At 67.9% G+C, this 26,389-nt stretch carries 21 protein-coding genes and 2 pseudogenes; 17 read left to right on the top strand and 6 right to left on the bottom strand.

Annotated elements, in window-relative coordinates:
* Positions 1-138 precede the first annotated feature (138 nt).
* From ACGFNK_RS09100 to ACGFNK_RS09060, 9 genes and pseudogenes are all read left to right on the top strand, one after another.
* Positions 139-759, top strand: coding sequence for a hypothetical protein (locus ACGFNK_RS09100; RefSeq protein WP_393413436.1), 621 nt, complete (start codon positions 139-141; stop codon positions 757-759).
* Positions 756-1,436, top strand: coding sequence for a hypothetical protein (locus tag ACGFNK_RS09095; protein ID WP_393413435.1), 681 nt, complete (start codon positions 756-758; stop codon positions 1,434-1,436). The genes ACGFNK_RS09100 and ACGFNK_RS09095 overlap by 4 nt, the downstream gene beginning before the upstream one ends.
* Positions 1,436-6,114 (top strand): annotated as a pseudogene (locus ACGFNK_RS09090) (putative T7SS-secreted protein). Before ACGFNK_RS09095 ends, ACGFNK_RS09090 begins: the two are co-directional and overlap by 1 nt.
* A 4-nt stretch (positions 6,115-6,118) precedes the next feature.
* Positions 6,119-6,406, top strand: a complete 288-nt coding sequence (locus tag ACGFNK_RS09085; protein WP_393413433.1) for a DUF6881 domain-containing protein — start codon at positions 6,119-6,121, stop codon at positions 6,404-6,406.
* A 63-nt stretch (positions 6,407-6,469) separates the two neighbouring features.
* The gene (locus ACGFNK_RS09080; protein ID WP_393413431.1) at positions 6,470-6,727 is read left to right on the top strand and encodes a hypothetical protein; all 258 of its coding nucleotides are present in this window, start codon (positions 6,470-6,472) and stop codon (positions 6,725-6,727) included.
* Between the two features lie 170 nt (positions 6,728-6,897).
* Positions 6,898-7,257 (top strand): hypothetical protein, encoded by a 360-nt coding sequence (locus tag ACGFNK_RS09075; RefSeq protein ID WP_393413429.1) that lies wholly within the window; start codon positions 6,898-6,900, stop codon positions 7,255-7,257.
* Complete coding sequence (locus tag ACGFNK_RS09070; protein WP_393413427.1) at positions 7,247-7,516, top strand: hypothetical protein; 270 nt, start codon at positions 7,247-7,249, stop codon at positions 7,514-7,516. The genes ACGFNK_RS09075 and ACGFNK_RS09070 overlap by 11 nt, the downstream gene beginning before the upstream one ends.
* Positions 7,517-7,596: 80 nt before the next feature.
* Positions 7,597-8,244: a DUF4291 domain-containing protein gene (locus ACGFNK_RS09065; RefSeq protein ID WP_393413425.1), complete on the top strand. Its 648-nt coding sequence runs from the start codon at positions 7,597-7,599 to the stop codon at positions 8,242-8,244.
* A gap of 365 nt (positions 8,245-8,609) precedes the next feature.
* Positions 8,610-9,500 (top strand): annotated as a pseudogene (locus ACGFNK_RS09060) (chitinase); the annotation flags it as partial.
* A 278-nt stretch (positions 9,501-9,778) separates the two neighbouring features.
* On the opposite strand, the gene ACGFNK_RS09055 reads toward ACGFNK_RS09060, so the two are convergent.
* Positions 9,779-10,219 (bottom strand): ATP-binding protein, encoded by a 441-nt coding sequence (locus ACGFNK_RS09055; RefSeq protein ID WP_393413423.1) that lies wholly within the window; start codon positions 10,217-10,219, stop codon positions 9,779-9,781.
* Positions 10,220-10,455: 236 nt separating this feature from the next.
* On the opposite strand from ACGFNK_RS09055, the gene ACGFNK_RS09050 reads away from it, so the two are divergent.
* The 4 genes from ACGFNK_RS09050 (at position 10,456) to ACGFNK_RS09035 (ending at position 13,376) form a co-directional block, all read left to right on the top strand.
* On the top strand, positions 10,456-11,307 hold the full coding sequence (locus tag ACGFNK_RS09050) for a helix-turn-helix domain-containing protein (protein WP_393413421.1): 852 nt from the start codon (positions 10,456-10,458) through the stop codon (positions 11,305-11,307).
* 11 nt (positions 11,308-11,318) lie between these two features.
* Complete coding sequence (locus tag ACGFNK_RS09045; RefSeq protein WP_393413419.1) at positions 11,319-11,510, top strand: hypothetical protein; 192 nt, start codon at positions 11,319-11,321, stop codon at positions 11,508-11,510.
* 333 nt (positions 11,511-11,843) lie between these two features.
* Positions 11,844-12,413 carry a DUF3455 domain-containing protein gene (locus tag ACGFNK_RS09040; RefSeq protein WP_393413417.1) on the top strand — a complete coding sequence of 190 codons (570 nt, stop codon included), beginning with the start codon at positions 11,844-11,846 and terminating at the stop codon, positions 12,411-12,413.
* 417 nt (positions 12,414-12,830) lie between these two features.
* Positions 12,831-13,376 (top strand): hypothetical protein, encoded by a 546-nt coding sequence (locus ACGFNK_RS09035; protein WP_393414388.1) that lies wholly within the window; start codon positions 12,831-12,833, stop codon positions 13,374-13,376.
* A 19-nt stretch (positions 13,377-13,395) separates the two neighbouring features.
* Here ACGFNK_RS09035 and ACGFNK_RS09030 read toward each other — a convergent pair whose 3' ends face one another.
* Positions 13,396-14,586, bottom strand: coding sequence for a methyltransferase domain-containing protein (locus ACGFNK_RS09030; RefSeq protein ID WP_393413415.1), 1,191 nt, complete (start codon positions 14,584-14,586; stop codon positions 13,396-13,398).
* Positions 14,587-14,948: 362 nt separating this feature from the next.
* Positions 14,949-15,428, bottom strand: a complete 480-nt coding sequence (locus tag ACGFNK_RS09025; protein ID WP_393413413.1) for a hypothetical protein — start codon at positions 15,426-15,428, stop codon at positions 14,949-14,951.
* 241 nt (positions 15,429-15,669) lie between these two features.
* Here ACGFNK_RS09025 and ACGFNK_RS09020 point away from each other — a divergent pair, with 241 nt between their 5' ends.
* The 3 genes from ACGFNK_RS09020 to ACGFNK_RS09010 all read left to right on the top strand — a co-directional run bounded on the left by ACGFNK_RS09020 (position 15,670) and on the right by ACGFNK_RS09010 (position 21,202).
* On the top strand, positions 15,670-19,071 hold the full coding sequence (locus ACGFNK_RS09020) for a tetratricopeptide repeat protein (protein WP_393413411.1): 3,402 nt from the start codon (positions 15,670-15,672) through the stop codon (positions 19,069-19,071).
* A gap of 210 nt (positions 19,072-19,281) precedes the next feature.
* Entirely contained in the window at positions 19,282-19,797 is a 516-nt protein-coding gene (locus ACGFNK_RS09015) for a SigE family RNA polymerase sigma factor (protein ID WP_393413409.1), read from the top strand.
* Positions 19,798-19,879: 82 nt separating this feature from the next.
* Positions 19,880-21,202, top strand: coding sequence for a hypothetical protein (locus ACGFNK_RS09010; RefSeq protein ID WP_393413407.1), 1,323 nt, complete (start codon positions 19,880-19,882; stop codon positions 21,200-21,202).
* Between the two features lie 42 nt (positions 21,203-21,244).
* On the opposite strand, the gene ACGFNK_RS09005 is transcribed toward ACGFNK_RS09010, so the two are convergent.
* Entirely contained in the window at positions 21,245-22,585 is a 1,341-nt protein-coding gene (locus tag ACGFNK_RS09005) for an Nramp family divalent metal transporter (RefSeq protein ID WP_393413405.1), read from the bottom strand.
* Between the two features lie 203 nt (positions 22,586-22,788).
* Between ACGFNK_RS09005 and ACGFNK_RS09000 the strand changes: the two genes are divergently transcribed.
* Positions 22,789-24,135, top strand: a complete 1,347-nt coding sequence (locus ACGFNK_RS09000; RefSeq protein ID WP_393413403.1) for a M14 family metallopeptidase — start codon at positions 22,789-22,791, stop codon at positions 24,133-24,135.
* Between the two features lie 70 nt (positions 24,136-24,205).
* Here ACGFNK_RS09000 and ACGFNK_RS08995 read toward each other — a convergent pair whose 3' ends face one another.
* Positions 24,206-24,784: a hypothetical protein gene (locus tag ACGFNK_RS08995; protein WP_393413401.1), complete on the bottom strand. Its 579-nt coding sequence runs from the start codon at positions 24,782-24,784 to the stop codon at positions 24,206-24,208.
* Positions 24,785-24,872: 88 nt separating this feature from the next.
* Positions 24,873-26,363 (bottom strand): GntP family permease, encoded by a 1,491-nt coding sequence (locus ACGFNK_RS08990; RefSeq protein ID WP_393413399.1) that lies wholly within the window; start codon positions 26,361-26,363, stop codon positions 24,873-24,875.
* Positions 26,364-26,389: the final 26 nt, after the last annotated feature.

The following is a 26,389-nucleotide window of genomic DNA, read 5'->3' as shown; positions in this document are numbered from 1 at the left end:
CTCACCGAAGGTGCAGGGTGATCGACACAGCGTGAGACGCATATGCCTCAACTCGGCCGTATGGCGGGCACGTTGAGATCCCTGGCTGACGGTTGGCCGCGTTGCGTTCGGTAATGCGCCGATGCCATGATCGCACTCATGTCTGATCACGGGCGAGACAGCTCGGCGGCAGGACATATACGTAGGTCCCGGATCTGGGACTACATAGAGGACGCCGACGCGAGCGCGGGCGAGGCTCCGGCGCGGGAGCCGTCGAGCCCGTCGGCTCCCCCACCCTCCCCCTCGGTGGAGCAGGGCTCATCACCTGGTACGGGCTCTGCTCACCACTCGGAGCAGGCAAGCCTCCGTCGGCGCGAATTCGCCGCCCTGCTCGGCGAGTTCCGGCGTACGGCCGTGCTGTTGCCGCTCGGGGAGGACGGCTCCCCCCTGGCCGCGGAGTTCGGCGGCATCCGGTGGATCTACGCCTTCTCGGACGAAGCGACGCTCGCTCGATTCGCCATCGTACGGGGTGAAGGAGCACGGGAGTTGGCGTACGACCGTGTCCTGGGCGCCCGGTTGCTGGATGCGGCGATTCCCGCGATGCCGATGCCCTGCGGGGTCGCGCTGGATGTCGGCAGCGAGGGCGAGGGGGCCCTGTTTCCACCGGTGCGGGGGATCGTGCCGGACGGGGCGGCGGTGGACGTGGAGGACAACGGCGCCCCTGCGGACCTACAGGGGATCGACGACAAGGCTGATCGGAACGGGGAGTTCGCGCGGTGAGCGAGGGCGGCGACGGCAGGGATCTGCAAGTTCAGGGGCTGGGCCTCATCACCGAGGGCATCACGCTGGCGCTGGACGAATTGCGGGAACTGGGGATGATCGGCACGGCGAGCGCCGGCCGGGGTTTCTCCGATCTGGCGCTGTCGGGGCTGGAGTTGGGGCACGGCGGGCTGACCTCGGCGCTCGACTCGTTCTGCGAGCGCTGGGAGTGGGGAGTGCGCTCGCTGATCGACGAGGGCAACAACTTCGCGCAGGCCGTGGGGCTTTCGGCGGGAACCTTCTACGAGACGGACCAGTACGTCGAGGGCACCTTGAAGGTCGCGGCGAACGCGATGATGGGCAACCCGCACCTGACCGAGGACGAGGTCACGCAGATGGGCTGGGGCGACCTGGCGAAGAACCACATGCTCGCCGACCCGGACTACAGCGGGGAGTCCTTCCAGGAGGCCGGGGACAACATCAAGCAGGGCTGGAAGGACGCCACCCGTGACGTGATGACGTCGGAGACACTCGGGCCCGTCGACATCCAGGGCTGGACCGGCCTGAACGACGAGGAGTACGAGGCGATGCTGGACCGGCAGGTCGGCCCGTCGCCCGAGGAGCGTGCGGCAGCAGCCGAGGCCCAGGCCGAAGGACAGCAGAGCGCCGAAGGACAGCGGAACGGGGACGTCGGCTGATGGGCGACTGGCGCGATGCGCTCAACAGCGGTCTCGGCAAGTTGGAGGACGGCTGGGACGCGGGCAAGGAACTCGTCGGTGAGGGCATCGACAAGGGCACTGACGTCGTAGGCGACGTCCTGGACTACGCCGGTGCCGAGGGCGTCGCGGACAACGTGGAGGGCTGGGGCGACGAGGCGGCCTCGGCCCTGGGCGCCACCCCCGGCGAGCGGCAACTCGGCGACACCGAGGACGCGAACGAACTCGTACACGGCAACCCGGGGCGCATCCGCGAGAGCGCCAAGCACCTGAAGGACTTCCGCAAGGCCTTCGACAAGGTCGGCGGGGGCATGCGCAAGCTGGACTCCTCGCACTGGAAGGGCAAGGCGGCCGACACCTTCCGCGAGAAGTTCGCGATGCACCCCAAGAAGTGGCTGCACGCGGCGGACGCCTGCGAAGCCGCCGCCACGGCACTGGACTCGTACGCGGACACGGTCAAGTGGGCCCAGGGGCAGGCGCAGGAAGCCGTCGACCTCTACAAGAAGGGCAAGAAGGCCTCTGACGACGCGTGGGACGCGTACCTCACGAAGGTCGACGCCTACAACGCCAAGGTGACGGCGAACCAGGATCCGGGTCCGCGGCCCGAGTCCTTCCAGGACCCGGGCAAGCACGACATCGAGCGAGCTCACGAGATCCTCAGGGAGGCCCGTCGCCAGCGCAACGACGCCGGCCGCACGACAGCCGAGTCGGTCAGGGCCGCGCTCAAGCACGCCCCGGCCGAACCCCCGCCCCTGGACCGGCTCACGGCCAACGCGGGCGACCTGGCCAAGGCTGCCGACATGGAGCTCACCCACGTCAAAGGCGGCCTGGTCAAGGGCACCGCGGGCATCCTCACCTTCGCCCGTGGCATGAACGCGTTCGACCCGTACAACCTCACGCACCCCGCCGCGTACATCGAGAACGTCAGCATGACCCTCTCCGGGCTCACCTCTACCGTCGCCCAGCCGGAGCGGGCGCTGAAGGCCGCGTGGGAGGGCTTCAAGAAGGACCCGTCCGAAGGCACCGGCCGTTTCATCCCCGAGCTCTTCGGCACCAAGGGGACGGGAACGTTGCGCGGGCTACTGCGGGGCGGGGCCAAGGGCGCGGCGGAAGGGGCGGCGGAGTCGGGGGCCAGGAACTCGGCGCGCGACGCCGTCGGGGACGATCCGGCGCAGGGCTCCCACACCGAAGACTCCCGGGTCAACAAGGACACTGACCCGATCGACCTCGCCACCGGCAAGATGTACCTGCCGCAGACGGACGTAACTCTGCCGGGCGCCCTGCCTCTGGTGTTCAAACGGCGGGTGGAGTCCGGCTACCGGCTGGGCCGCTGGTTCGGTCCGTCGTGGTCGTCCACGGTCGACCAACGCCTGGAGATCGACTCCGAGGGCGTCGTCTTCGTCACGGAGGACGGTCTCCTCCTTCCCTACCCGCACCCGGCGCCCGGCCTGCCGACGCTGCCCAGCCACGGTCCGCGCTGGCCGCTGGCCCGCGAGGACGGCGGCTACACCGTCACCGATCCCCAGACGCGCCGCGTGTGGCACTTCACCGACCGCGGCGACGACCTGGCGGTCCTGGAACAGATCGACGACCGCAACGGCAACTGGATCACCTTCGAGTACGACGCCGAGGGCACCCCGCTCGCGATCGTGTCGAACGGCGGCTACCACGTACGCATATCCACGGAGGCGGGCCGGGTCACAGCTCTCCATCTGGCCGCAGGAACCAGTCGTTGATGCGCTACGGCTATTCGGAAGCGGGTGATCTGACCGAGGTCGTGAACTCCTCCGGCCTGCAGCTCCGTTTCACGTACGACGAGGCGGGGCGTGTCACGTCGTGGACGGACACCAACGACCGCTCGTACCGATACGAGTACGACGACCAGGACCGTTGCGTCGCCGAGGGCGGCACGCACGGCCACATGAACCTGCGCGTCGCCTACGACGGGACGGACCCGGAGACCGGCCTGCGCGTGACAACCACGACGACCGGCGAGGGCCACACCCGCCGTTTCCTGGTCAATGACGCCTGGCAGGTCGTCGCGGACATCGACCCCCTGGGCGCAGTCACCCGCTACGAACGGGACCGCTACAACCGCCTTCTCTCCCAGACTGACCCGCTCGGCCACACGATGTCGTTCCGCTACGACGAGGCGGGCAACCTGACGGCGGTGGTACGCCCGGACGGCCGCGAGGCGAGGGCGGAGTACAACGAACTCGGGCTGCCGGTACGGGTGGTGAACCCGGACGGCACCGTCACGCGCCAGACGTACGACGACCGCGGCAACCGCACGTCGGTGACGGCCCCGACGGGCCGGACCTCCCACTTCACGTATGACGAGGCCGGCCGTCTCACCGCCGTGACGGATCCGCTCGGGCAGACGACGGCGGTGCGCTGCGACCGGGCCGGGCTGCCGGTCGAGATCACGGATCCGCTGGGCGCGGTCACGCGATACGAACGGGACTCGTTCGGCAGACCGGTCGCGATCACCGACGCTCTGGGCTCGACAACCCGCCTGGAGTGGACGGTCGAGGGCCACCTGACCCGCCGTACGGCTGCCGATGGGACTTCCGAGTCGTGGACGTACGACGGCGAGGGCAACTGCACCAGCCACACGGACCCGATGGGCGGAGTCTCGCACTTCGAGTACACGCACTTCGACCTGTTGTCGGCGCGCACAGGCCCGGACGGCGTCCGCTACGAATTCGCCCACGACACGGCGCTGCGGCTGACTCGGGTGACCAACCCGCAGGGCCTGACGTGGGATTACGCGTACGACCCGGCGGGCCGACTGGTCACGGAGACGGACTTCGACGACCGCACGCTCACGTACTCACATGACGCGGCGGGCCGTCTCACGTCCCGCACGAACACCCTGGGCCAGACGGTGGCCTTCGAGCGCAACGAGCTGGGTCAGGTTCTGCGCAAGGACGCGGCCGGTTCCGTTACGACGTACGCGTACGACATGACGGACCAGCTCGCCGGGGCGACGGGCCCCGACGCCACGCTGACGCTGCTGCGGGACCGCTTCGGGCGCGTGCGCTCGGAGACGGTCGACGGCCGCAAACTGACGTACAGGTACGACGAGTTGGGGCGCCGGACGGGCCGTACGACTCCGACTGGCGCGACGACGACATGGTCGTACGACGCAACCGGGCGCCGCACCGGGATGGTGGCCGCAGGCCGGAGCATCGACTTCACGTACGACCCGGCAGGCCGCGAACTGTCCCGCCGAATCGGCGAGACGGTCACCCTGGAGCACACCTTCGATCCGCTGGGCCGCCTGACTGAGCAGTCGGTGACGGGTGCGTCCAGCCGCCCGGTGCAGCACCGGGCGTACACATATCGCCCGGACGGCAACCTCATCGGCGTAGACGACCGGCTGGCCGGCTCGCGTCGCTTCGACCTGGACGCGGCGGGCCGGGTGACGGCGGTCCACGCGGCGGGCTGGACGGAAACGTACGCATACGACGAGGCGGGCAACCAGACGTCCGCCGCCTGGCCGTCGGACCACCCGGGCCAGGAGGCGACGGGCCCGCGTACGTACGAGGGCACCCGCATCACCCGCGCCGGCAACGTCCGCTACGAACACGACGCGCTGGGCCGCATCGTGCTGCGCCAGAAGACCCGCCTGTCCCGCAAACCGGACACCTGGCGCTACGAATGGGACGCCGAGGACCGCCTCACGTCGGTGACCACACCGGACGGCACGCTCTGGCGCTACACGTACGACCCCCTGGGCCGCCGCACGACAAAACTCCGCCTGGCAGCCGACGGCGAATCGATCGCGGAACGCATCGACTTCACCTGGGACGGCACAACACTCTGCGAACAGACAACAACCTCCGCGGAGTTGCCAAACCCGGTCACCCTGACCTGGGACCACCAGGGCCTACGCCCCATCGCGCAGACGGAACGCATCACAGCGGCGGAGGCACCCCAGGAGGAAATCGACTCCCGCTTCTTCGCGATCGTCACCGACCTCGTCGGTACGCCGAGCGAGCTGGTGGATGAGCAGGGCGAGATAGCTTGGCGGACGCGCAGCACCCTGTGGGGCACGACGGCCTGGGCGACGAACAGCACGACGTACACCCCACTCCGCTTCCCGGGCCAATACTTCGACCCGGAAACGGGCCTGCACTACAACTACTTCCGCCACTACGACCCCGAAGCTGCCCGCTACGTCACCCCCGACCCACTCGGTCTCGAACCCGCACCCAACCCGACCTCTTACGTCCACAACCCGCACACCTGGACCGACCCTCTGGGCTTGGCACCGGACGAATGCCCGTATCGCGTGGAGAGAGTTCCGGACGAGGACCTCGGTACCCTATACCACTACACCAACGAGAACGGATACAACGGAATTCTTGAAAGCAGCGAACTGCGTGCGTCGTTGAAAGCGGACAACTCCAAGGACGCTCGGTTCGGGGACGGACAGTACCTATCTGACATCACACCCGGAACCAAGACCCACGGGCAGCTTTCTTACGCCTTTGTACGCGTCCCCTGGCAGGGCCCTAAATTCAGCCACTATCTTGAGATAGACGTGCGAGGACTTGAGGTCATGCGGTCGGTTAAGCGCCCAGACGTCTACGTTATACCGAACCTGGGGCCGCTTGACCTGACAGGACGTATTGTTAGCCACGGAAAGAGTTGATCGCATGGAATATTGGAAGGTGGACTGGTTGCACGAGTTCCAGTCCGAGCCGATCAGGTTCTACAGCGAGATCGGTGAGGACGGCTACGAAGTGCGGAAGGTGCAGCTGTACAGGGATGGTCGTAAGTTGAAGACCGACGCGCTCCATGAATCCGGCGAGATCGGTCTCAGCGAAATTCCGGTCGGCTCCATCGAGGATGTCTCTAGCCAGCCTGAATTCTCCGCATGCGTCATTAGCCGCGAAGAATTTGAAAGGGAGTGGCAGCACACTCCCTGGCCGCCTGGCCACTAATCCTAGCGACCTGGCTGGGGCTGCTCACTACATGCTAGCCACTTACTTCACTTGGAGGTGGCGGTGATTGAGATTGGCAAAGTAGGAAAGATTTCATCGGGCGATGGCATCGGAAAGTTCGTGAAGATCCAGAAACTTCCGGACGATCCACCTAGTTTCCTGATCCTGATGGCACATGACCCGGAATTTAATCGTGGGTACGGAGACTACTGGGTGGAGGACTGCGAGTGCCTCGAAGGGTTCTTCGCCGAAGGGAAATGGGTTGTCGAGTGGCTGGAACCAGAAAGCGGGGAGGAAGATGAGAATCCCGCTCCCTCGTAAGCGCCATCCTCTATACTGCCGTGAACCTGGGAGTCACTGCCGACGATGAGAGTGGCCAAAAGAGATGAAAGAGATGGCATCCCGGGTGGCGCTATCACGGAGAGGCAGCGCACTGGCAAGTAAAAGGACGGGAAGGAAAACGAGGAGGAGACGAGAGAAGGAATCATCAGATGAAGGTCGACGCCGCCGTCCGCCAGCTTGAACAAGCGTTGGAGCACCTCTCATGGGACGCGGAACGACAGATTAACTACATACGCCGCTTGGGCGTCGGGGTGGACGAACTAGCCTTGGAATTTGATGACTCTTATCGCCCCGTTTCCAGATTGATCGAGGAAGGCTTGCTCCCGGAGGCTCTCAGCGGAGCCATTAAATTCATAGATCAGTCGCTTGAGGGGATGACTCGAACCCCCGAAGATAAATGGACCGAGGATGCGGTTCGGGCTTCACGGGAATGGCTCGATATGCGTGAAACAGCCCGGCAGGCAGTCAGCTTGCTGCAAGGAATAGAATTCGACACGGATGACGATTGAACCAATGCCATTCCTGAATCATCAGGAACTCGATGTCACGGTGACAGCAGTTTCCCTCGTGGGTGCGCAAGTCGAGTCAAATGATGAAGTCGGTTTTATCGATCAGGTGAAGCACCCTTCCTGGTGGAATGCCGAGGTGCCACCGCCCCGTGTAGGCGATCGTCTGCATATCGTCGTTCTCGACGCCAGCAGAAATCCCGCTCGCTTCAGCGCACTCGATAGTGACATCCAAGTAGCTCGCGAGTTGCGTTCTCGATGAGCACTTACGCAACGACATTTTGGACTGCGCTTCACCCCGGGTGATTTAGTTAGCCACCAATCCCCCGAAGGGCAGGGAACATGACGCACGAAGAGTCAAATGGACAGAGAAATAAGCTTCCGGTCGAGGCGGAGGAGCCGAAACGATTGGTGAAGGCCGGCTTCGGAGATTCCAGCATCACCGTGTACCAGGCATATCCCAGTGAGATCGCGGAGCGGGCCGTGCACACGGGGACCTTTGTGGCGCCGTTCAAGAAGGAGCGGATGACCTGGATCAAGCCTTCTTTCCTGTGGATGATGTACCGGTCAGGGTGGGCGACCAAGCCGAACCAAGAGCATGTGCTCGCCGTCGAGATCTCCCGAGAAGGCTTCGAATGGGCACTGGCTCACTCGGCACTGAGCCACTTCGATCGTCGGGTGCACCCGGACGAGGATTCCTGGCGACAAGAAGTCAAGGAAAGCCCTGTGCGGATCCAATGGGACCCGGAACGGTCGCTTTCCCTCGATCCGCTGCCCACGCGAGCGATCCAGATCGGCCTCTCCGGAGAGGCAGTAGAGCTCTATGTGCACGACTGGATCATCGGCATCACAGACGTTACCGAGCTTGCCCGAGCCATCCACTCCGATATTCGTGCCGGACATGCTGCGGAAGCAGTCCGGAAAATCCCCACCGAGCGGCACTATCCGCTTCCAGAACAGACCCGGCGGCGGATCGGGGCGGACGGGTAGCCCTTGGCGCGTGCGGAGCTCGGGTGCGACGTGCCGGAGCGGGGAGTTAGCGCGGACTGAGCCAAGGTCGGCGCGTATGGCGGCTTCGGTCGAACCAAAGGGGTCGAGCGAGAGGTCTTGACAACTCTATTGGTCTGGACCAGCTTGTACGGCCAGCGGTGGCCACCGTTCCCCCTCAACTCCCCCCACCGGAGGCCGAAGTGAACCGCCTACCAGGCATGCCCGGATCGCCCGGATCCAGACGACGGCCGTGGGCACGAGCCCTCGCCACCGCACTGATTGCGTCCGCTCTCGCGCTCGCCGGCTTGGCCGGCCAGACGGCGTCGGCATCGATGAACGCAGGCACGGCATCGATGGACGGAAGCGCCGCGGTGCCCAAGCACGCCGTGACCGGTTACTGGCAAAACTTCAATAACGGCGCGACGGTCCAGAAGCTCTCCGACGTCCAGTCCCAGTACGACATCATCGCGGTCGCCTTCGCGGACGCCACCTCGACGCCGGGCGCGGTGACCTTCAACCTCGACTCGGCCGGGCTCGGCGGCTACACGGTCGACCAGTTCAAGGCGGACATCAAGGCCAAGCAGGCCGCGGGCAAGAAGGTGATCGTCTCGGTCGGCGGCGAACGGGGCACGGTGTCGGTCAACGACTCCACTTCCGCCACGAACTTCGCGAACTCGGTCCACTCGCTGATGCAGGAGTACGGCTTCGACGGCGTCGACATCGACCTGGAGAACGGCCTGAACGCCACGTACATGACGCAGGCGCTCCGCTCCCTGTCCTCGAAGGCGGGCTCGTCGCTGGTCATCACGATGGCGCCGCAGACGATCGACATGCAGTCGACGTCGAACGGCTACTTCCAGACGGCCTTGAACATCAAGGACATCCTCACGGTCGTCAACATGCAGTACTACAACAGCGGTTCCATGCTGGGCTGCGACGGCAAGGTGTACAGCCAGGGGTCCGTGGACTTCCTGACAGCCCTGGCCTGCATCCAGTTGGAGGGCGGCCTGGCTCCGTCCCAGGTGGGCCTCGGCGTCCCGGCCTCCCCCAGCGGCGCGGGCAGCGGCTACGTCCCACCCTCCGTGGTGAACAACGCCCTGGACTGCCTGACCAAGGGCACGAACTGCGGCTCCTTCAAGCCGTCGAGGACATATCCCGACCTGCGCGGCGCGATGACGTGGTCGACCAACTGGGATGCAGCGGCGGGCAATGCGTGGTCGAACGCGGTGGGGCCGCACGTACACACACTCCCCTGACGGTTGCCCCCTCCCAGACGGGCGCCCGGCGGCAGAACGGCACACCTGCGCGTGCCGCCGCCGGGCTTCCGGCTGCCCGACCAACGATTGGGCTGATGAGACGCTGGGCGTCCTGCCGGGGGCACGTCCACGGGAGGGGGGTGTAGCCGGTTGCTGATGTGACACATCGGGGGCATCTGTAACGGTCGCAGAAAACCACCTCCCGGTGGGCAGCCGCCGTACAGCACGTGCGTGAACGCGGACTCCGGCTGCTCAACTCCGCCCCGCGCCATGCGTACTCATTCGCGGTCAGCGGCCAGTTCGAACCACACCACCTTCCAGCCGGGCGTTCGGGAGCGGTCGGTGAGTGGGTAGCGGCCCCAGGAGTCCGCCAGGACGTCGACCAGGTACAGGCCCCTGCCGAAGTCCTCGTCGGGGGTGCAGGGCAGGGGGGCGGGGAGTTCCGGGTGGTCGTCCATGACTCCGATGCGTACGACTCCGGCGCTGGTGCGGAGTCTGACGGCTACCGGGCCGTCGGAGTGTTTCACCGCGTTCGAGACCAGTTCCGAGGTCAACAGCTCTGCCGTGTCGGCCAGTTCGAGGGAGTAGTTGTAGTCGAGGAGGGCCGTGCGGATCGTGCGGCGGGCGATGCGTGGGGCTCGGGGGTTGTTGGTCAGGTGGAGGTGGCATTCCCAGGTGGGGGTGGGGATGAGGGCTGGGGTCGGGGTGGCTTCGGGCATAGGGAACTCCGTTCCGGGTGAGATGGGGTGACGTGAAGGGGGGTGGTGGCAGTCGGTGGCCTGTCGCGGGCATGCTTCCGCGATGCGCTTCCAACTGCCGTGGGTAGCCTTTGCGTTACTGAATGTACTGGAATTGGGGGCTAATTTGGCCCCTCCTGGTGGAAGTTACGCCCAATCGTGGCTCAGTCGAACGCGCAAACGGCAGACTGCACACGACCGCTCGCGGAAGGAACGGCATGGCAGCGAGGACGTCGCCCACGGAGCGCCAGAGGCGGCTGGGGGCGGAGGTGCGCAGGATGCGCACGTCAGCGGGGATCTCCGCGGAGTACGCGGCGGGGCTGCTCGGTGTGGACCGAGGCAAGATCTCCCACATCGAGTCCGGAGTGCGCGCGATCAGCCCGGAACGGCTGCGCACCCTCGCCTGCAACTGCGACTGTCGGGACGAGCGGTACGTCGAGGCACTGGCCGAGATGGCTCAACCCGGCCAACGGGGCTGGTGGGACAAGTACCGCGGGTCACTCCCCCAAGGGCTGCTGGACATTGCCGAGTTGGAGGCGCACGCCGTCCGGATGCGGGCCGCGTACTCCATGCACATCCCCGGCCTCCTCCAGACCTCCGACCACGCCTTCGCCATCTTCCGGGTCGTCATCCCGCAACTGCCCGAGCATGAGGTCGCCCTGCGCCTGGCTCACCGCGTGGAGCGCCAGCACGTACTGGACGGCGACAATCCGCCCGAGCTCGTCGCCATCGTGCACGAGGCCGCGCTCAGGATGAGGTTCGGTGGGCGGGAGGTAGCTCGGGCCCAACTCGACCATCTGCTGAAGAAGTCCGAGCAGCCCAACATCACGCTGCTGGTCATCCCGTTCGAGGCGGGGGCGTTCCCCGGCGCGGGACAGACCGTGCTGTACGCGGAAGGGCCGGTGCCACAGCTCGACACCGTACAGATCGACAACTCGCACGGCCCCGACTTCCTGCACGCGGACACTCAATTGGCTAAGTACCGTGCCCACTTGGACTGGATGGAACGCATCGCCCTGTCACCGAAGGCGTCACGCGACCACATCCGAGACATCGCCAACAGCCTCTGAGGAGAAGCCAGATGAATGACATCAGCTGGGAAGAGCCCTTCTGCGGTGAGGGAAACTCCTGCTTCCGCCTCGGCATCGACGACAAGGACAACGCCTACATCGCCATAGCCGGCGCCGAAGACACCTACCTCACCGACACTCGCGAAGCGCTCCGCACCCTCATCCGTGACATCAAGGCGGGCAAGGCGGACCACCTGCTCTGACGGCCCGCCAGGGCCTGTACCGAAGGCGGCGGCCCGTATCGAAGGCGGCCGGGTGTACGACGACCCGTTCCGCCGCCGGCAGCGGAACGACATCTGACGCAGGATCACCGTCCGCCTGTGGGACGGCCGTTCGGCGGCCCCGTCACGGAGGCGAGCGCCCCCACTCGTTCTCGTCGGCGGGCGGCACGGTATGGTGCGCGATTGAGGGTTCAAGATCATTTATCGAGCCCCGGATGCTTTGCCGGACCATGCCGTACCGGCACTCGGGACCTGCACGACATCCGCCCCACAGCCAGGAACTCGTTCAGAAACATCTTTCTGGAGACACACCTGATGAAGCTCGCCAGACGTCTCGTCCTCACCACCACAGCTCTCGCCGCCGTGACCGCCGGCACGCTCTTCAGCGCGACGATCGGCCAGGCCACAACCTCGAAGCCCGCCGGCGCCGATACCGCCGCCCCCACCACGCCGAAGGTCCCCGACTCACTGAAGGTCCCTGATGGAAACCGGCTCACCGGTGTCTTCTCCGCCAAGGGTGTCCAGGTCTACACCTGCACCGACGGCGCCTGGAAGCTGCTGGAACCCGCCGCCACCCTCTCGGCCAAGAACGACAGCTCCCACCGCCCCGTCGCCCTCCACTCCCGCGGCCCCGTCTGGGTGTCGACGGTAGACGGCAGCGCGGTCAACGCCGCCGCCCTCGCCACCTCCCCCAAACCCGGCACCATCCCCGAACTCCTCCTGCAGTCCACCGCCACGCGCGGCACCGGGGTCTTCGCCGACGTCTCCTACATCCAGCGCCTCAACACCCGGGGCGGCGTCGCCCCCACCACCGCCTGCACGGGCACCGACCAGGTCAGCGTCCCCTACTCCGCCATCTACACCTTCTACAAGCCCGCCAAGTGATGCGGTAAGCGGTAAGAAGCAATGGCCGGGGCCCCTCGGGACGATCTCGAGGGGCCCCGCTGTGCAGTGCACCGGGCAGGATGCGAATCGGTGCGCCGGGCTGGGTGTACAGACCGGAGCCCGAGCTCGAACGGCTAGGGTGCTTCGTCGGTTCCGCTTGATCACCTTACGGAGATATTGATGAGCACACCGCCGCCCGCATCCCCTTCTCAGTTTCCCCGGGGACCGTACTCGGCGCAGGGCGGGCCCGCGTTTCCTCACCAGCCCCCCGCTCCGTACCCGGCGTATCCGTATCCGCCGCAGCCGTACGCCGGGGCGGCACCCATGGGTGGACCCCCTGCCCTCGTGTGCGAGGTGTGCGGGGCTGGGCCCGCGGCGCCCGTAAAGGTTCGCGGCCACCAAGGCATCGTCGTGATCATGCGCTTCCTTCGGCGCGAAGGTGCGTTCTGCCGGACCTGCGGGCTGGCCGTCTTCCGGCAAATGCAGGCGGACACTCTGCTGCAGGGCTGGTGGAGTCCGCTGTCCGCCTTCATCACGCCCATCACCTTGCTGATGAACCTTGGCGCCCTGTCCACCGTGCGCCGCATACCCCAGACACAGGTTCCAGGTTGGCGACCGCCACTTGATCCAGGCAAACCGGTGATCAAGCGTCCGGCAGGGCTGATCGCCGCCGTGCCGCTGGCAGCGGTGGCGGTGGCGCTGGTGGCCGTTCCTGTGCTGTTGGTCATCGGCCTGGTCGCGGGGGACGGCCGGCCGGAGCCGCTCACGGTCGGATCGTGCGCCCGCAACGACGGCTCCTGGAGCGACCAGGACCTGAAGACCGTGTCCTGCGGCTCGTCCGACGCGCAATTCCGTGTCACAGAACCGCCGGAGGCGGGTTGCCCCACCGGGGACCTGCTCGCCGGCCTGGAGTACAGCAAGGATCAAGCGACCACCCTCTGCTTGCATCCTCTCGAGCGCTGAGGACCCGCGCCAGCCTGCGTCAGTGGCGGTTGGAGGAGGTCGGCGGGTGCTGTCCCTGGAGCCTGCGGTAATTGCCGCCGCCCCGACCTGCGCCAGGCGGCCCGGAGCGCACGGGGCCTTCTCCTTCGGGCAGTTGTCGGGAGGGGCGGACTCGGCCTGCTGGCGTCAGCGCCAGGTGCACGAGGAAGGGCTGGGCCCCGGACAGGCGCAGCCGCTGCATGTGTACGGGCGTGAAGTGGTGCCGGATGGCGGTGGTCAGGTCCTCGCGGTCGGGGAGGAGGAGTACGGCTGTGCCCTCGGGGGTGAGGACACGGCGCAGTTCCGTCCACCAGCGGGAGGGGGCGGTGGCGAGCAGGCCGCGGGCGTGGACCTGGGTGTCCCAGGGCGGGTTGCACAGGACGCGGTCGACTGAGTCGTCGGGGAGGGGGAGGCGGCCGGCGTCGGAACGGCGGATGGCGACGGGCAACTCACCGGCGTTGGCGCGGGCCGCGGTGACCGCGTCCGCGGACAGGTCGAAGCCGTGGAAGTGGGCGTCGGGTTGGGCGAGTGCCGCCTCGATCAGCAGGGTGCCGGCCCCGCAGCACGGGTCGAGGACCGCGTGGCCTGGTCGGACGTCGGCCAGCACGGCCATGGCGGCGGCGAGCGGCGGGTGCAGGGTGCCCGGGATGGTGCGTTGCTTGTACGCGCGGCGGTGCAGCGGTCGGTCGTCGACCCGCAGCATGAGCGTGGCCCGCGTGCCGTCCAGGGTCAGCCGCCAGCCACAACAGCCCGGCGGGGGCGCGGTCCCCATGCGCCGGGAGTGGTAGGGGACGCCGAGCCGTCGCGCCAGGGCCTGGCCCACGACGTCCTCGGTGTCGTACCGGGTGAACGTGCGCCTGCCGAGGAAGGAGGCCGAGACGTCGATGCCGGTGATCCCCCGCGCTGATGCCGTCGCGCTGTGGCGGAGGGACAGGAGGTGGTCGGCGTCGGCGAGATGAGCGAGTTCGGTGAGTTCATGCAGGCGCTGTCGCGTTGTTCCGATGTCGGGGCGCTGTGCGGCGAGCAGGAACACGTCGTCCGCGGTGCGCAGCGGCGGCGTGGGCCGGTGCGAGCGGAAATGGACTTCGCGGTGGCGTAGATCGGTGACGGCGCCGAGCCCGGACCCGAGAACCTCGGCGGCGACCACGGCCTCCAGGCCGCGGAGGCAGCGCGCCACGAGGGGCGTGTGCATGGTGTTGTTCTTCTTCCACGTCAGCACTCGGGGCAGCGCTCCGCTGCCCCGCCTCGTCGGCGACGGGGGGATCCTCGCTTCGCCGACGGTGCCTAGCGGAGGTGGAAGAAGTACGTCATGGGCGGAAGTCTAACTGCCCTGCGGTCCTGGTGACTTCGAGAGGGAACCGCGACTGCGGACGGAGTTGCGGGTTGGCGCACGATCGCAGCCGCGCGGCGGGGCGCAGGCCACACAGCGGTGCGGGGAGTCGGCCCCCCGCGCCGCCCCCCCCTCCCCCAGCCGCCGGCGGCACTCGACGACGGAGCCGCAATGGCCGGCGAGGTCGTCAGGACGGCAGCGGCACCGCCCGGGCGTACGATCCCTCAGAATCCGGACGGACGCGGGACATTCGTGCTGATGTTGCCGTACACGGAATTGTCGCCGTAAGCGACCCTGATGAAGATGTTCGAGCTCCGGCCGCTGAAGCTCGCGGTCCTCGTCGTCCAGACGCCGTTGCACTCCTTGACCCGCTTGCTGTTCCCGGTGTCGGACGCGATGACATTCGCGTAGCCGCACACTCCGTCCGTACTGGAATCGAGCAACTGGAACTTCACCGTCTGCCAGTAGGCACCGTCAATGATGTTCTTTCCCCAGGTCACCGTGCAGTTCCGCGTCTTGGCGTGGACATTTCCGCTCCTGTCGTCCACGTGCAACGACTCGCAGGCGACGGTCTTGGTGCGGTCGCCGTCGTCGGCGGCGGCCGGAGCCGGCGCGACCGCCGCCCCCATGAGCGTCGCGGCCACTGCCAGTCCGGAGACGCCGAGGGCCTTTCTCCGGGATGTCGACATCGTGCGTACAGACATTGGTTTCCCCCTTCTGAGTTATCTGCGTGCTGCGGGGCCTTCGCCGTGATGGTCGTTTTTCCTGGTCTCACGGCTTGCCGGCACACGGCTTCGCGGGCCCTTCGAGCGCCTGCGCGCTTCGCACGTAAGACATCGTGGACGGAGGCCCTGTGTGAAAACCTTGTCGATATCTTGTCGCGGTTGTATGGACCTGCTGTGATGACCTTGCTCGATGTCGGCGGGCGGTGAACGGACAGAAGCCATGGTGGAGTTACGGCTGCTTGGCCCGGTGGAACTGCGGGTGGCAGGCCAGACAGTGCAGCTCGGGCCACCTTTGCGGCGCGCCTTCTTCGCCGTCCTCGCGGCTGAGGCCGACCGCTCGGTTTCCGCCGAGACGCTGATCCACCGGGTCTGGGGCGAGGATCCGCCGACGGAGGCCCGCGCCTCGCTCTACTCGCACGTCAGCCGTCTTCGCCGTGTCCTGGCCGATGCGGCCACCACTGTGGACCCCGGCGAGGAGGACGACGGCACGCCGCCGCAGTTGCTGCGCCTGGCTGGTGGCTATCTGCTGCAGGTCGCGCCGGACCGAGTCGACCTGCACCACTACCGGCAGTTGTCCGAGCAGGCGCGCGACCCCGCCCTCGCCGACGTGGCGCGAGCCGCGCTGCTGTTCCAAGCTCTCGGGCTGTGGCGTGGCGAACCACTGGCGGGAGTCCCCGGCCCGTGGGCGGCGCGCACCCGCGAGAGCTGGACGCAGCGGCGCATCGACACTTTCGTGGACTGGGCGAACGCGACGACCCGGTCGGGCAGCCCGGGCCTGGTGCTCGACCGGCTGCCCGATCTGGTGGCTGAGCACCCGCTGGTCGAGCCCCTGGTGACCGCGCTGATGCGGGCTCTGCAGGCGGTCGGCCGCGGCTCGGAGGCGCTGGCCTGCTACGCCGGATTGCGGGAGCGGCTGGCCGAGGAACTCGGCACCGACCCCGGGCCGGAGACACAGCAGGTCCACCAGGAACTACTGCGCGGCCATCACGCCACCCCGCATCGGTACACCGGAGACACCCGGCCGACAGGAGACACCGACGGGCCCCGGACACCGGAGCACCCCGCGACGCCGGTCGTCGCCGGTGCGACGCCGGACACCGGCGGGCCGACGGACACCGGCGCGGTCCCGGCCCCCCAGGCCGTTCCACGGCAACTCCCCGCCGGAGTCCTGGGGTTCGTCGGCCGGGAAAGCCATCTCAAACAGCTCGATGCGCTGCTTCCCCCACAGGACGACGAGGCAGCGGGGGCCACGGGCGTGATCACGGTGATGGCCGGTACGGCCGGTGTGGGCAAGACGGCCCTGGCCGTGCACTGGGCCCATCGGATGCGCGACCGATTTCCGGACGGGCAGTTGTACGTCGACCTCAGCGGCTTCGGGCCCACCGCACCGTTGCGACCGGTCGACGTCCTGGGCCGGTTCCTGCGCGCACTGGGCGTGCCGACGGAACAGGTGCCGGCCGAGCAGGAGGAGGCCGCGGCGCTGTACCGCTCCCTGCTGGCCGGCAAGCGCATGCTGGTCCTCCTCGACAACGCGGCCAGTGCGGACCAGGTACGACCGCTGCGGCCCGCGGCCCCCGGCTGCCTGGCGGTGGTCACCAGCCGCGACCGGTTGAGCGGTCTGGTGGCGCGTGACGGCGCCCGGTCGCTCGTCCTGGATGTGCTGACCGACGCGGAGGCCCACGACCTGCTGGCCCAGATGCTGGGCGAGGAGCGTGCCCGGTCCGACGCGGAGGCCGCGGCGTGGCTTGTCGAGTGGTGCGGCAGACTGCCCCTCGCCCTGCGGATCGCGGCCTCTGATGTGGCGGGCAGGGACAACCTCGGTCTGGCTCGGTACGCGGCCGAGCTGAAAGACACCGACCGGCTCGAATCGCTGGCTGTGGACGGCGACGCGCAGTCCGCCGTACGTACGGCCTTCGACCACTCGTACCGTGCTCTGCCGCCGGAGGCCCGGCGGATGTTCCGGCTGACCGCGTCCGCCCCCACCCCGGACGTGACCGCCGACGCGGCCGCCGCCCTCGCGGACGTAATGCCGCGGCAGGCCCACGAGGTGCTGGCCCGGCTGACGGCGGCGAGCCTCGTGCACCAGCAGTCGCCCGGCCGGTACTCGTTCCACGACCTGGTGCGCCTGTACGGCACCGAATGTGCCGAGGAGGAGAGCCCGGCCGACCGTGCCGAAGCGACGAGCCGCCTTCACAGGTACTACCTCGCCACGGTGACCGCCGCCTCACAGTTGCTTTATCCGGACAAACTGCGCCTGCCGGCCGATGCCGTAGGTGCGGCGGGCAGCACCGAGTCCGTACCGCAGCACGTCGCCACCGTGCTGAACGACGAGTCCGCGGCTCTGGACTGGCTCAACGCCGAACAGCCCAACATGCGTTCGGTCATCGAGGACGCCGCCCGGCATGGCTCCCGGAAGACCGCGTGGCTGCTCGCCGACAGGCTGCGCGGCTTCTTCTGGCTCGGGTCCCACGCTTCCGACTGGCTGACGGTGGCACAGGCCGGCCTGGCTGCCGCACGGGCCGACGGCAATGCATGGGCCGAGGGCGCGGCCCGGCTCAGTCTCGGGGACGCCTGTATGCGACAAGGCCGGTTCGGCAGTGCGCTGGAGCACTACACAGGTGCGCTGGCCTGCACCCAGAGCGTGGGATGGCGGGACGGGCAGGCAGCCGTTCTCAGCAACCTCGCCGGCGTGCACTGGGAACAGGGCCGTCCCCGCCAGGCGACCGATCACCTCACCCGAGCCCTGGTGATCAACGTCGAGACCGGCCGGGTCGCCGGACAGGCCGCCATCCTGGGGAACCTCGGCATCCTGTGCCGGGAACTCGGACAGCTGGACCGGTCCGCGGAATACCACAGACAGGCCCTCGCCCTCGACGAGAGGATCGGCTCCGCCGTGAACGCGGCCATCGACCTGGCCAATCTTGCCGAGGCGATCTGCCTGCAAGGACGCCTCGCTGAGGCGGAGCACCTCCTGCTACGGGCTCTGCACCTGCACCGGGAACTCGGCGACCGGGACACCGAGAGCTACACGCTGTACGTCCTGGCCCGGCTCCAGCGTGACCTGGACCGCCCTCGTCAGTCCCTCGACACCGCGCGGACAGCGCTCGCTCTCGCCCGGGAGAACGACCACACGCGGCATGAGGTGGATGCCCTGAACGCCTTGGCGAGCGCCCATCTGATGCTCGTCGATCACGAAAGGGCTCTCAGCCACTACGAGCAGGCGCTGCGGATCCTGCGGGAAACCGGGGAGGACCACTGCCACGCAGCGGTCGAGAGCCTCGTCGGACTGGCGGACACTCACCACCGCACCGGCCGTGGAACACCGGCCGCGGAACTGGCCCACCGCGCTCTCCACACGAGCCGCCGCACCGGATACCGCCTCCTGGAAGGTCAAGCCCTCACCATCCTCGCCGGTATCGCTCTCGTCGGCGGTGCGCCGTCCCAGGCCGCCGAACACGCCAAGCGCGCAGTGGAAGTTCACCGTGCCACCGGGCATCGCATGGGCCGGGTTCAGGCGCTGCACCAGCTCGCCAGGGCGGTACAGCAGACGCACGGGAACACCGCGGCCCTTTCCCTGAAGCGCGAGGCGGAGGCAATCCACCTGCGGATGAAAGCACGCTGACGCCCGGCCCGCGTGGGCCGCCCGCTTCCGGCATCAGACCGCGAAGCGCTCCGGGCCCTCGTCCGTGACATCAAGCGGGCAAGGCGGACCACCTCCTCTGACGGCCTGCACCTACGGCCCGTTCGGAAAGGGTGAAACATTTCCGGGAGTCCACCGCATCAATGAAGTGAGGACGGTACGGGGGATCGCCGAGGATCACGGGGGACGGGCATGAGACAGAGGGGCGAGGACGGCTACGCCGAGTTCGCTGCGGCGCGGGCCGGGCATCTCTATCGGTCGGCCTGTCTGCTCACCGGCGGTGACACCCATCTCGCCGAGGATCTTGTACAGGAGACCCTCGGGCGGCTGTACGTCAGCTGGCGGCGGGTGTCGCGTGTCGGGAATCCCGCGGGGTACGCGCAGACCGTCCTCACCCGTACGTTTCTCGCCCATCAGCGGCGGCGCAGCAGCACCGAGCGGGCCACCGACATCCTTCCCGACCTGGCCGATCCGCACAGCGCCGCCGACGACACGCCGTTGCGGCTGACCCTCGTGGAGGCGCTGGGGCAGCTGTCCGCCAAGGACCGGGCCGTCGTCGTCCTGCGGTACTGGGAGGACCGCAGCATCGAGGAGACGGCCGACGCGATGAACGTCAGCTCGGCCGCCGTGCGCACGCGCTGCGTGCGGGCCCTCGGCCGTCTGCGGGTGCTCCTCGGCGACGGCCTCAGCGAGTACGCGGCCCACTGAACGGACCCACCGCGAACCAGTGCGTTCCCCTTCCGACGACTTCCGACGACTTCCGACGACCTTGCAGAGATGGTGGTTTGCCATGCCCGTTGAAGATCACGAGAGCCACGACGTCGACACCGACCTTTTCGAGGACCGGCTCGGCATCGCCATGCGCCAAGCCGGCGACTTCTTCGAGGCCGACCGGAGTGGCCTCGTCGCCGCCGGAGCGGTACGCGGCCGCAGGCTCCTGCTGCGACGCCGGGCCGCCGTCGTGGGTGGCGTGGCCGCCGTCGCCCTCGTGGGGGTGGGCGGGACGCTGCTCGTGCCCTGGGGCGGGGCGGACAACGGGCGGCAGTCCGTGGCCGCCGGCCGGTCGACACCGACCGCTCCCGCTGAGAACGACGGCAAGGTCTCCGGTGCCGAGCTGGTCCACACCCTCAAGAAGCTGCTGCCGAAAGGGGAGTTCACCGAGGAGCAGGGGCGGGGTACGGACGCGGAGCCGCTGCCTTACGCCCAGGTCGTGTTCGACGACGGCAAGGGCCCAGGTGCCGTCTCCGTCGGCCTGAACCGGGTCGAGCCAGGGAGCGAGCAGGCCCGTCAGTGGACCGAGTGCCCGGACAGGAACCGGGTGTCGTACGACCGCTGCACCTCGAGCCGACTGTCCGACAACTCGACGCTCATGCTCTTCCAGGGGTACGAGTACCCGGACCGCCGCGTGGACACGAAGCGGTGGTCGGCCGATCTCGTCACCCCTCAGGGCCACCACATCAGCGTGAGCGAATGGAATGCCGCGGCGGAGAAGGACGCTCCGGTCAGCCGGGCCAACCCGCCGCTGTCCAGGGACCAGTTGAAGCAGGTGGTCACCGCCCCGGCCTGGCGTACCGCCATCGACGCCATCCCCGAGAACCCGAAGGGCCAGGACTCGAAGGGCGAGGACTCGAAGGGCGAGGGCTCGAACGCCCAGGCGCCGGAGAACACCCCGACCACGCCTCCGGGTGCCGACGGTGCCGCGATCAGTCAGACGCTCGCCTCCCTGCTCCCCAAGAACGTCGACGTGGTCTCGAAGGGCGGCCAGGAGACCGAGTACGCGTATCTCGTGGTCGACGACGGGAAGGGGAAGGGCCTGGTCCAGGTCAACGTGCAGCCCGATATGTCGGATGTCGAGCACGAGCTCTTCGGGGCCGACGCGGAAACGCTGCCCGACGGCACGAAGGTCGCCACGAGCCAGGGTCCGGGCGAGAAGGGGGCCACGGGCGTCGTCATATGGACCGTCGACACCATCAGGACCGATGGCCGGCGCGTGGTGATCAGCGCCTTCAACTCCGGTACGCAGCAGGGCGCCGCGACCCGCGAGACGCCCGCGCTCACGATGGATCAGCTCAGGGAGATCGCCACGAGCCCGAAGTGGCAGCAGCTCGGGTGAAGGTGAACGCCCCGAGCCGCGCTCGACCTCGGGCAGGCCGGGTCAGAAGAACTCCGACCACGGCTGGTCCCAGACCTGCTTCACGCACAGGACGATGAACAGCAGCCCCGCAAGCACCAGCATGACGTTGCTGAGCGGGCCGTTGCGCCATTCCCTCGGCGTGCGGGAGGAGTTGAGGAGCCAGACCAGGGTGAGGGCGAGGAAGGGGAGGAAGGCCGCGCCCAGGACGCCGTACAGGATGATCAGGCGGAAAGGCTGGCCCTCGAACAGCAACACCATCGGGGGGAAGGTCAGCCACAGCAGGTACGCGCGGAACGGCCAGGACTTCTCGCGGGCGCCGGACGCCACCTCGTCGCCGGTGACCTCGCGGCGCGCCCGGTAGCGCTCGACGAAGTCCGCGAACATCAGGCTGACGCCGTGCCAGACGCCGATCAGCGAGGTGAACGACGTGGCGAAGAAGCCGATGAGGAAGAACTTCGACGTCGCCGTGCCGTACTCGTCCTCCAGGATGTCGCCGAGCTGGATGAGGCCCTTGTCGCCGCTCGCGATGGCGACGTTCGAGGCGTGGAGGAGTTCCGCGCCGACGATGAGCATGGCGATGACGAAGATGCCGGTCGTGGCGTACGCGACGCGGTTGTCGAGGCGCATCACCTTCATCCAGCCGGTGTTCGTCCAGCCCTTCGCGTTGACCCAATAGCCGTACGCGGCCAGGGTGATGGTGCCGCCGACGCCGCCGATCAGGCCGAGCGTGTTGAGGATGGAGTCCTTCTCGTCGGGGAGGACGGGGAGCAGGCCCGCGAAGGCGTCGCCGAGGTTCGGGGTGACGCGGATCGCCAAGTACACCGTCACCACGAACATGACGCCGACCAGCACCGTCATGACCTTCTCGAAGACGGCGTACTTGTTGAACCAGACGAACACCAGGCCGACCAACCCGGTGAGAATGGCCCACCACTTGAGGCCCATGACGTCCGGGAAGAGCGCCTGGAGTGGCAGGCCCGACGAGGACATCGCTGCCGCGCCGTATACGAAGCCCCAGATCACGAGGTACACGGCGAAGAACCACGTCGTCCAGCGGCCCAGGCTCGCCCAGCCCTCGAACAGGGTGCGGCCGGTGGACAGATGCCAGCGGCCCGCCGCCTCGGCCAGGGAGATCTTGACGAGGCAGCCGAGGATGGCGGCCCACAGGAGGGTGTAGCCGAAGTTCGAGCCGGCGATGAGGGTCGCGACGAGGTCGCCCGCGCCGACACCGGTGGCGGCGACCACGATGCCGGGGCCGATGTACTTCCAACTGGATTTACGGGGACTGGAGTTGCCCTCGCCCGACGCCACTTCCCCTGAGTTTCCCGCCGTCTTGCCGGTGTTTCCCGTGGTGTCCGCCATGCCGATCAAGAAAGCGCAAAGCGGGCGATGACACAAGGGGGCGTGCGTGTACGCACGATGGACCTTCGCCTGGTCTTGACCCGGTCATGCCATACCTTCACGATGAGCGCCACACCCGCACAGACGTCGCACTGAACCACCCCCCGCTCCAACCCCCCACCTTTCCGGAGACCCCGGAAGTCCTGGAGAAACTAGGAGACTCAATGCGGCTACGCATAAGAGGCAGGCGCACCGCCTTCCTCGGCACCCTCCTCGCGCTCGCCCTCGCGGCACCCATCAGCGCCACAACCAGCGCGTCCGGCGCGCCCGGTGGCGCACCGGCACCGGTGGCCGCGTCCGAGGCCGACGACGAGATCCGCCAGTACGAGATCCATCTGCACAACAACAGCGCGGCCACCCGTACGGCCATAGCCCGCACGGGCGTGACGGTGGACGAGGCCGACGAGGAGACCGTCGTCGTCTCGGGCCGCGCGTCCCAGGCCAAGAAGCTGAGCCGACTCGGTTACGAGGTCTCGCCGTTGGGCGGGGCTCCGGACCGGTCCAGCAGCGCGGACGCGGGCGTACTCGACTTCCCCTCCGCCGACTCGCGCTATCACAACTACGCCGAGATGAACACGGAGATCAGCCAGCGGCTCTCGGCGTACCCGAACATCATGAGCAGGCGCGTGATCGGGAAGTCGCACCAGGGCCGGGACATCGTCGCCATCAAGATCAGCGACAACGTCGCGACCGACGAGTCCGAGCCCGAAGTCCTGATGACCCACCACCAGCACGCGCGCGAGCACCTCACCGTGGAGATGGCCCTCTATCTGTTGCGTGAGCTGGGCGCCGGATACGGCTCCGACCAGCGCATCACGAACATGGTCAACAACCGCGAGATCTGGATCCTCCCGGACCTCAACCCGGACGGCGGCGAGTACGACATCGCGACCGGGCAGTATCGCTCGTGGCGCAAGAACCGGCAGCCCAACAGCGGTTCCTCGTACGTCGGTACGGACCTGAACCGCAACTGGGCCTATCGCTGGGGGTGCTGCGGCGGTTCCTCCGGTTCGCCTTCCTCCGACACCTACCGGGGTCCGGCGGCCGAGTCCGCGCCCGAGGTGAAGGTCGTCGCCGACTTCGTACGCAGCCGGGTCGTCGGCGGTACGCAGCAAATCAAGGCGGGCATCGACTTCCACACGTACAGCGAGCTGGTGCTGTGGCCCTTCGGCTACACGAACTCGGACACGACCACCGGCATGACGGCCGACGACCGCAACGCCTTCGCCACGGTCGGCGGGAAGATGGCCGCCAGCAACGGCTACACGGCCGAGCAGTCCAGCGACCTCTACATCACGGACGGCTCGATCGACGACTGGCTGTGGGGCAGTCAGAAGATCTTCGGCTACACCTTCGAGATGTATCCGTCATCGGCCGGCGGCGGCGGTTTCTACCCGCCCGACGAGGTCATCGAGCGCGAGACGTCCCGCAACCGGGACGCGGTGCTCCAACTGCTGGAGAACGCGGACTGTATGTACCGGTCCATAGGCAAGGAGGACCAGTACTGCTGACGGGTTGGTGTGCGTGAGGGTGCGCCCCGGCTTGACCCGGGGCGCACCCTCACTCCCCTGAACTACGCGTCTACTCCTGGAAGTACGCGTCCAGGACCTCGTCCAGCTCCTTCTCCCACGCCTTGACCTTGGCGCGGGACGGGATGCGGAGTTCGACCGGGTACCAACGGCGTTCGGGGGTGTGCACCGTGATGGTGTACCAACGGCCGAAGCGCGAGGTCTCCGACTCGACCGCGCCGATCTCGTCCCAGCGGAACTCGGCCTCATGATCGTCCAGGCGCAGTCGTACGCCGCGGTGGTCGGCGGTGATCTTCGCGCGGTAGTCGGAAGCCTCGAAGACGGGGCCGTCGGCGGGGGCCGCCTCCGAGTCGTCCGACTCCGACTCGGAGGTCTCCTCCGCCTCGCCCGAGGGATCCGCCTCGGCGGACTCCGCCGAGGCGCCCTCGTCGGAGACGTCGTCGGCCTGCTCGGCGGCCGTCTCCGCCTCCGTCTCCACGGAGGCGGTCTCTTCCGCTGCCGCGGTCTCCTCAGCCGGGTCCTTGGTGTCCTTGGGATCGACAGGGCGCGGGCCCGTGATGCCGGGGACGAACGCCGGGTCGGCTGCCGCGCCTTGCAAGGGCTGGATGCTGGGTCCTATGCGCTGCTCCACGGTGGGCAGTATGGCCGATGAAGCTGTGGCGTGGGGGGCCGGGGCGTCACTCGTCATTGAGCGCGCCCGGAATCCGTCCGGACAGCCGCTATACGAACACGCTCAGCGCCGCCGCCACCACGAACCCGGCGACAGAGAGCACCGATTCCAGGACCGTCCAGGTCTTGAGGGTGTCCCGTTCGGAGAGGCCGAAGTACTTGGCCACGATCCAGAAGCCGCCGTCGTTGACGTGCGAGGCGAAGATCGAGCCTGCCGAGATCGCCATGATGACCAGGGCGACGAAGGCCTGGGAGTGGTCGCCCTCCGACAGCAGTGGCGCCACGATGCCCGCAGTCGTCACGATCGCGACCGTCGCCGAGCCCTGGGCCACGCGCAGCACCAGCGAGATCAGATACGAGAGCACGAGCACCGGCAGGCCCACGTCGTTGAAGGTGTCCGACAGGGCCTGCGCGACCCCACTGCCCTTGAGCACGGCGCCGAAGATCCCGCCCGCGCCGACCACCAGCAGGATGTTGCCGACCGGCTTGAGGGAGGCGGTCGACACGGTCTCCAGGGACTTGCGGGACCAGCCGCGGCGGATGCCGAGAAGGTAGTACGCGAGCAGCAGCGCGAGGGTGAGCGCGACGAAGGGGTGGCCGAAGAACTCGATCACGCTGCGGCCGGTGGAGGGGTCGAAGGCGATGGAGGAGAAGGTTGCCAGAAGGATCAGGAGCAGCGGGGTGCCGATGATCGCGAACACGATGCCCAGCGGAACCGGCTTCTCCGGTGGCGTCACACCGTCCTTGCGCTGCTCTTCTGCGAGCGCCGCCTTCGCCTCGTCGGCGGCCTCGACCATGTCCTGCGGTACGGGGACGAAGAGCCGCTTGCCGATCCACGCGGACCAGGCCCAGGCGGCGAGCACGGCGGGTATGCCGCAGACGATGCCCATCAGGATGACCCAGCCGAGGTCGACCTTCAGCAGTCCGGCGGCAGCGACGGGGCCGGGGTGCGGCGGCAGGAAGGCATGGGTCATGGACAGTCCGGCGAGCAGCGGCATCGCGTAGAGCACGATCGACTTGCCGCCGCGCTTGGCCGCCGCGTACACGATCGGCGCGAGCACGAAGATGCCGACGTCGAAGAAGACCGGGATGCCGAAGATCAGGCCGGTCAGGCCCATGGCGAGCGGGGCGCGCTTCTCGCCGAAGAGGCCCAGCAGCCTGGAGGCGAGCACCTCGGCTCCGCCGGAGACTTCGAGCACGGCGCCGAGCATGGTGCCCAGGCCGATGATGATCGCGACATGGCCGAGTGTGCCGCCCATCCCGTCTTCGATGAGCGAGACGGCGTCGGACCGCTGGACGGTGCCGAAGAGTTCGGTGACGGAGAGGCCGGCCGCGAGGCCGACGGCTATGGAGACCGCGAGCAGGGCGACGAACGGCTGGAGTCTGATCTTGATGATCAGGACGAGCAGAAGCACGATGCCGAGCGCCGCGATGGTCAGCAGTCCGGCGGTTCCGTCGATGAGCGTGAGCAGGCCGCCGGTGTGGGGTGGGGGCTCTGGGGTCTCCGCGGCGAGGGGTGTGGCTATGAGGGGGGATGACATGGAGGGGGGCCTCTTCTTAAGTGCAT

Origin of the sequence: Streptomyces sp. NPDC048825, from assembly GCF_043198355.1 — a bacterium.
Classification (GTDB): Bacteria; Actinomycetota; Actinomycetes; order Streptomycetales; family Streptomycetaceae; genus Streptomyces; species Streptomyces xiangluensis.
Note: the sequence above shows the minus strand (reverse complement) of the source record. Positions and strands in the feature narration are given on the sequence as shown.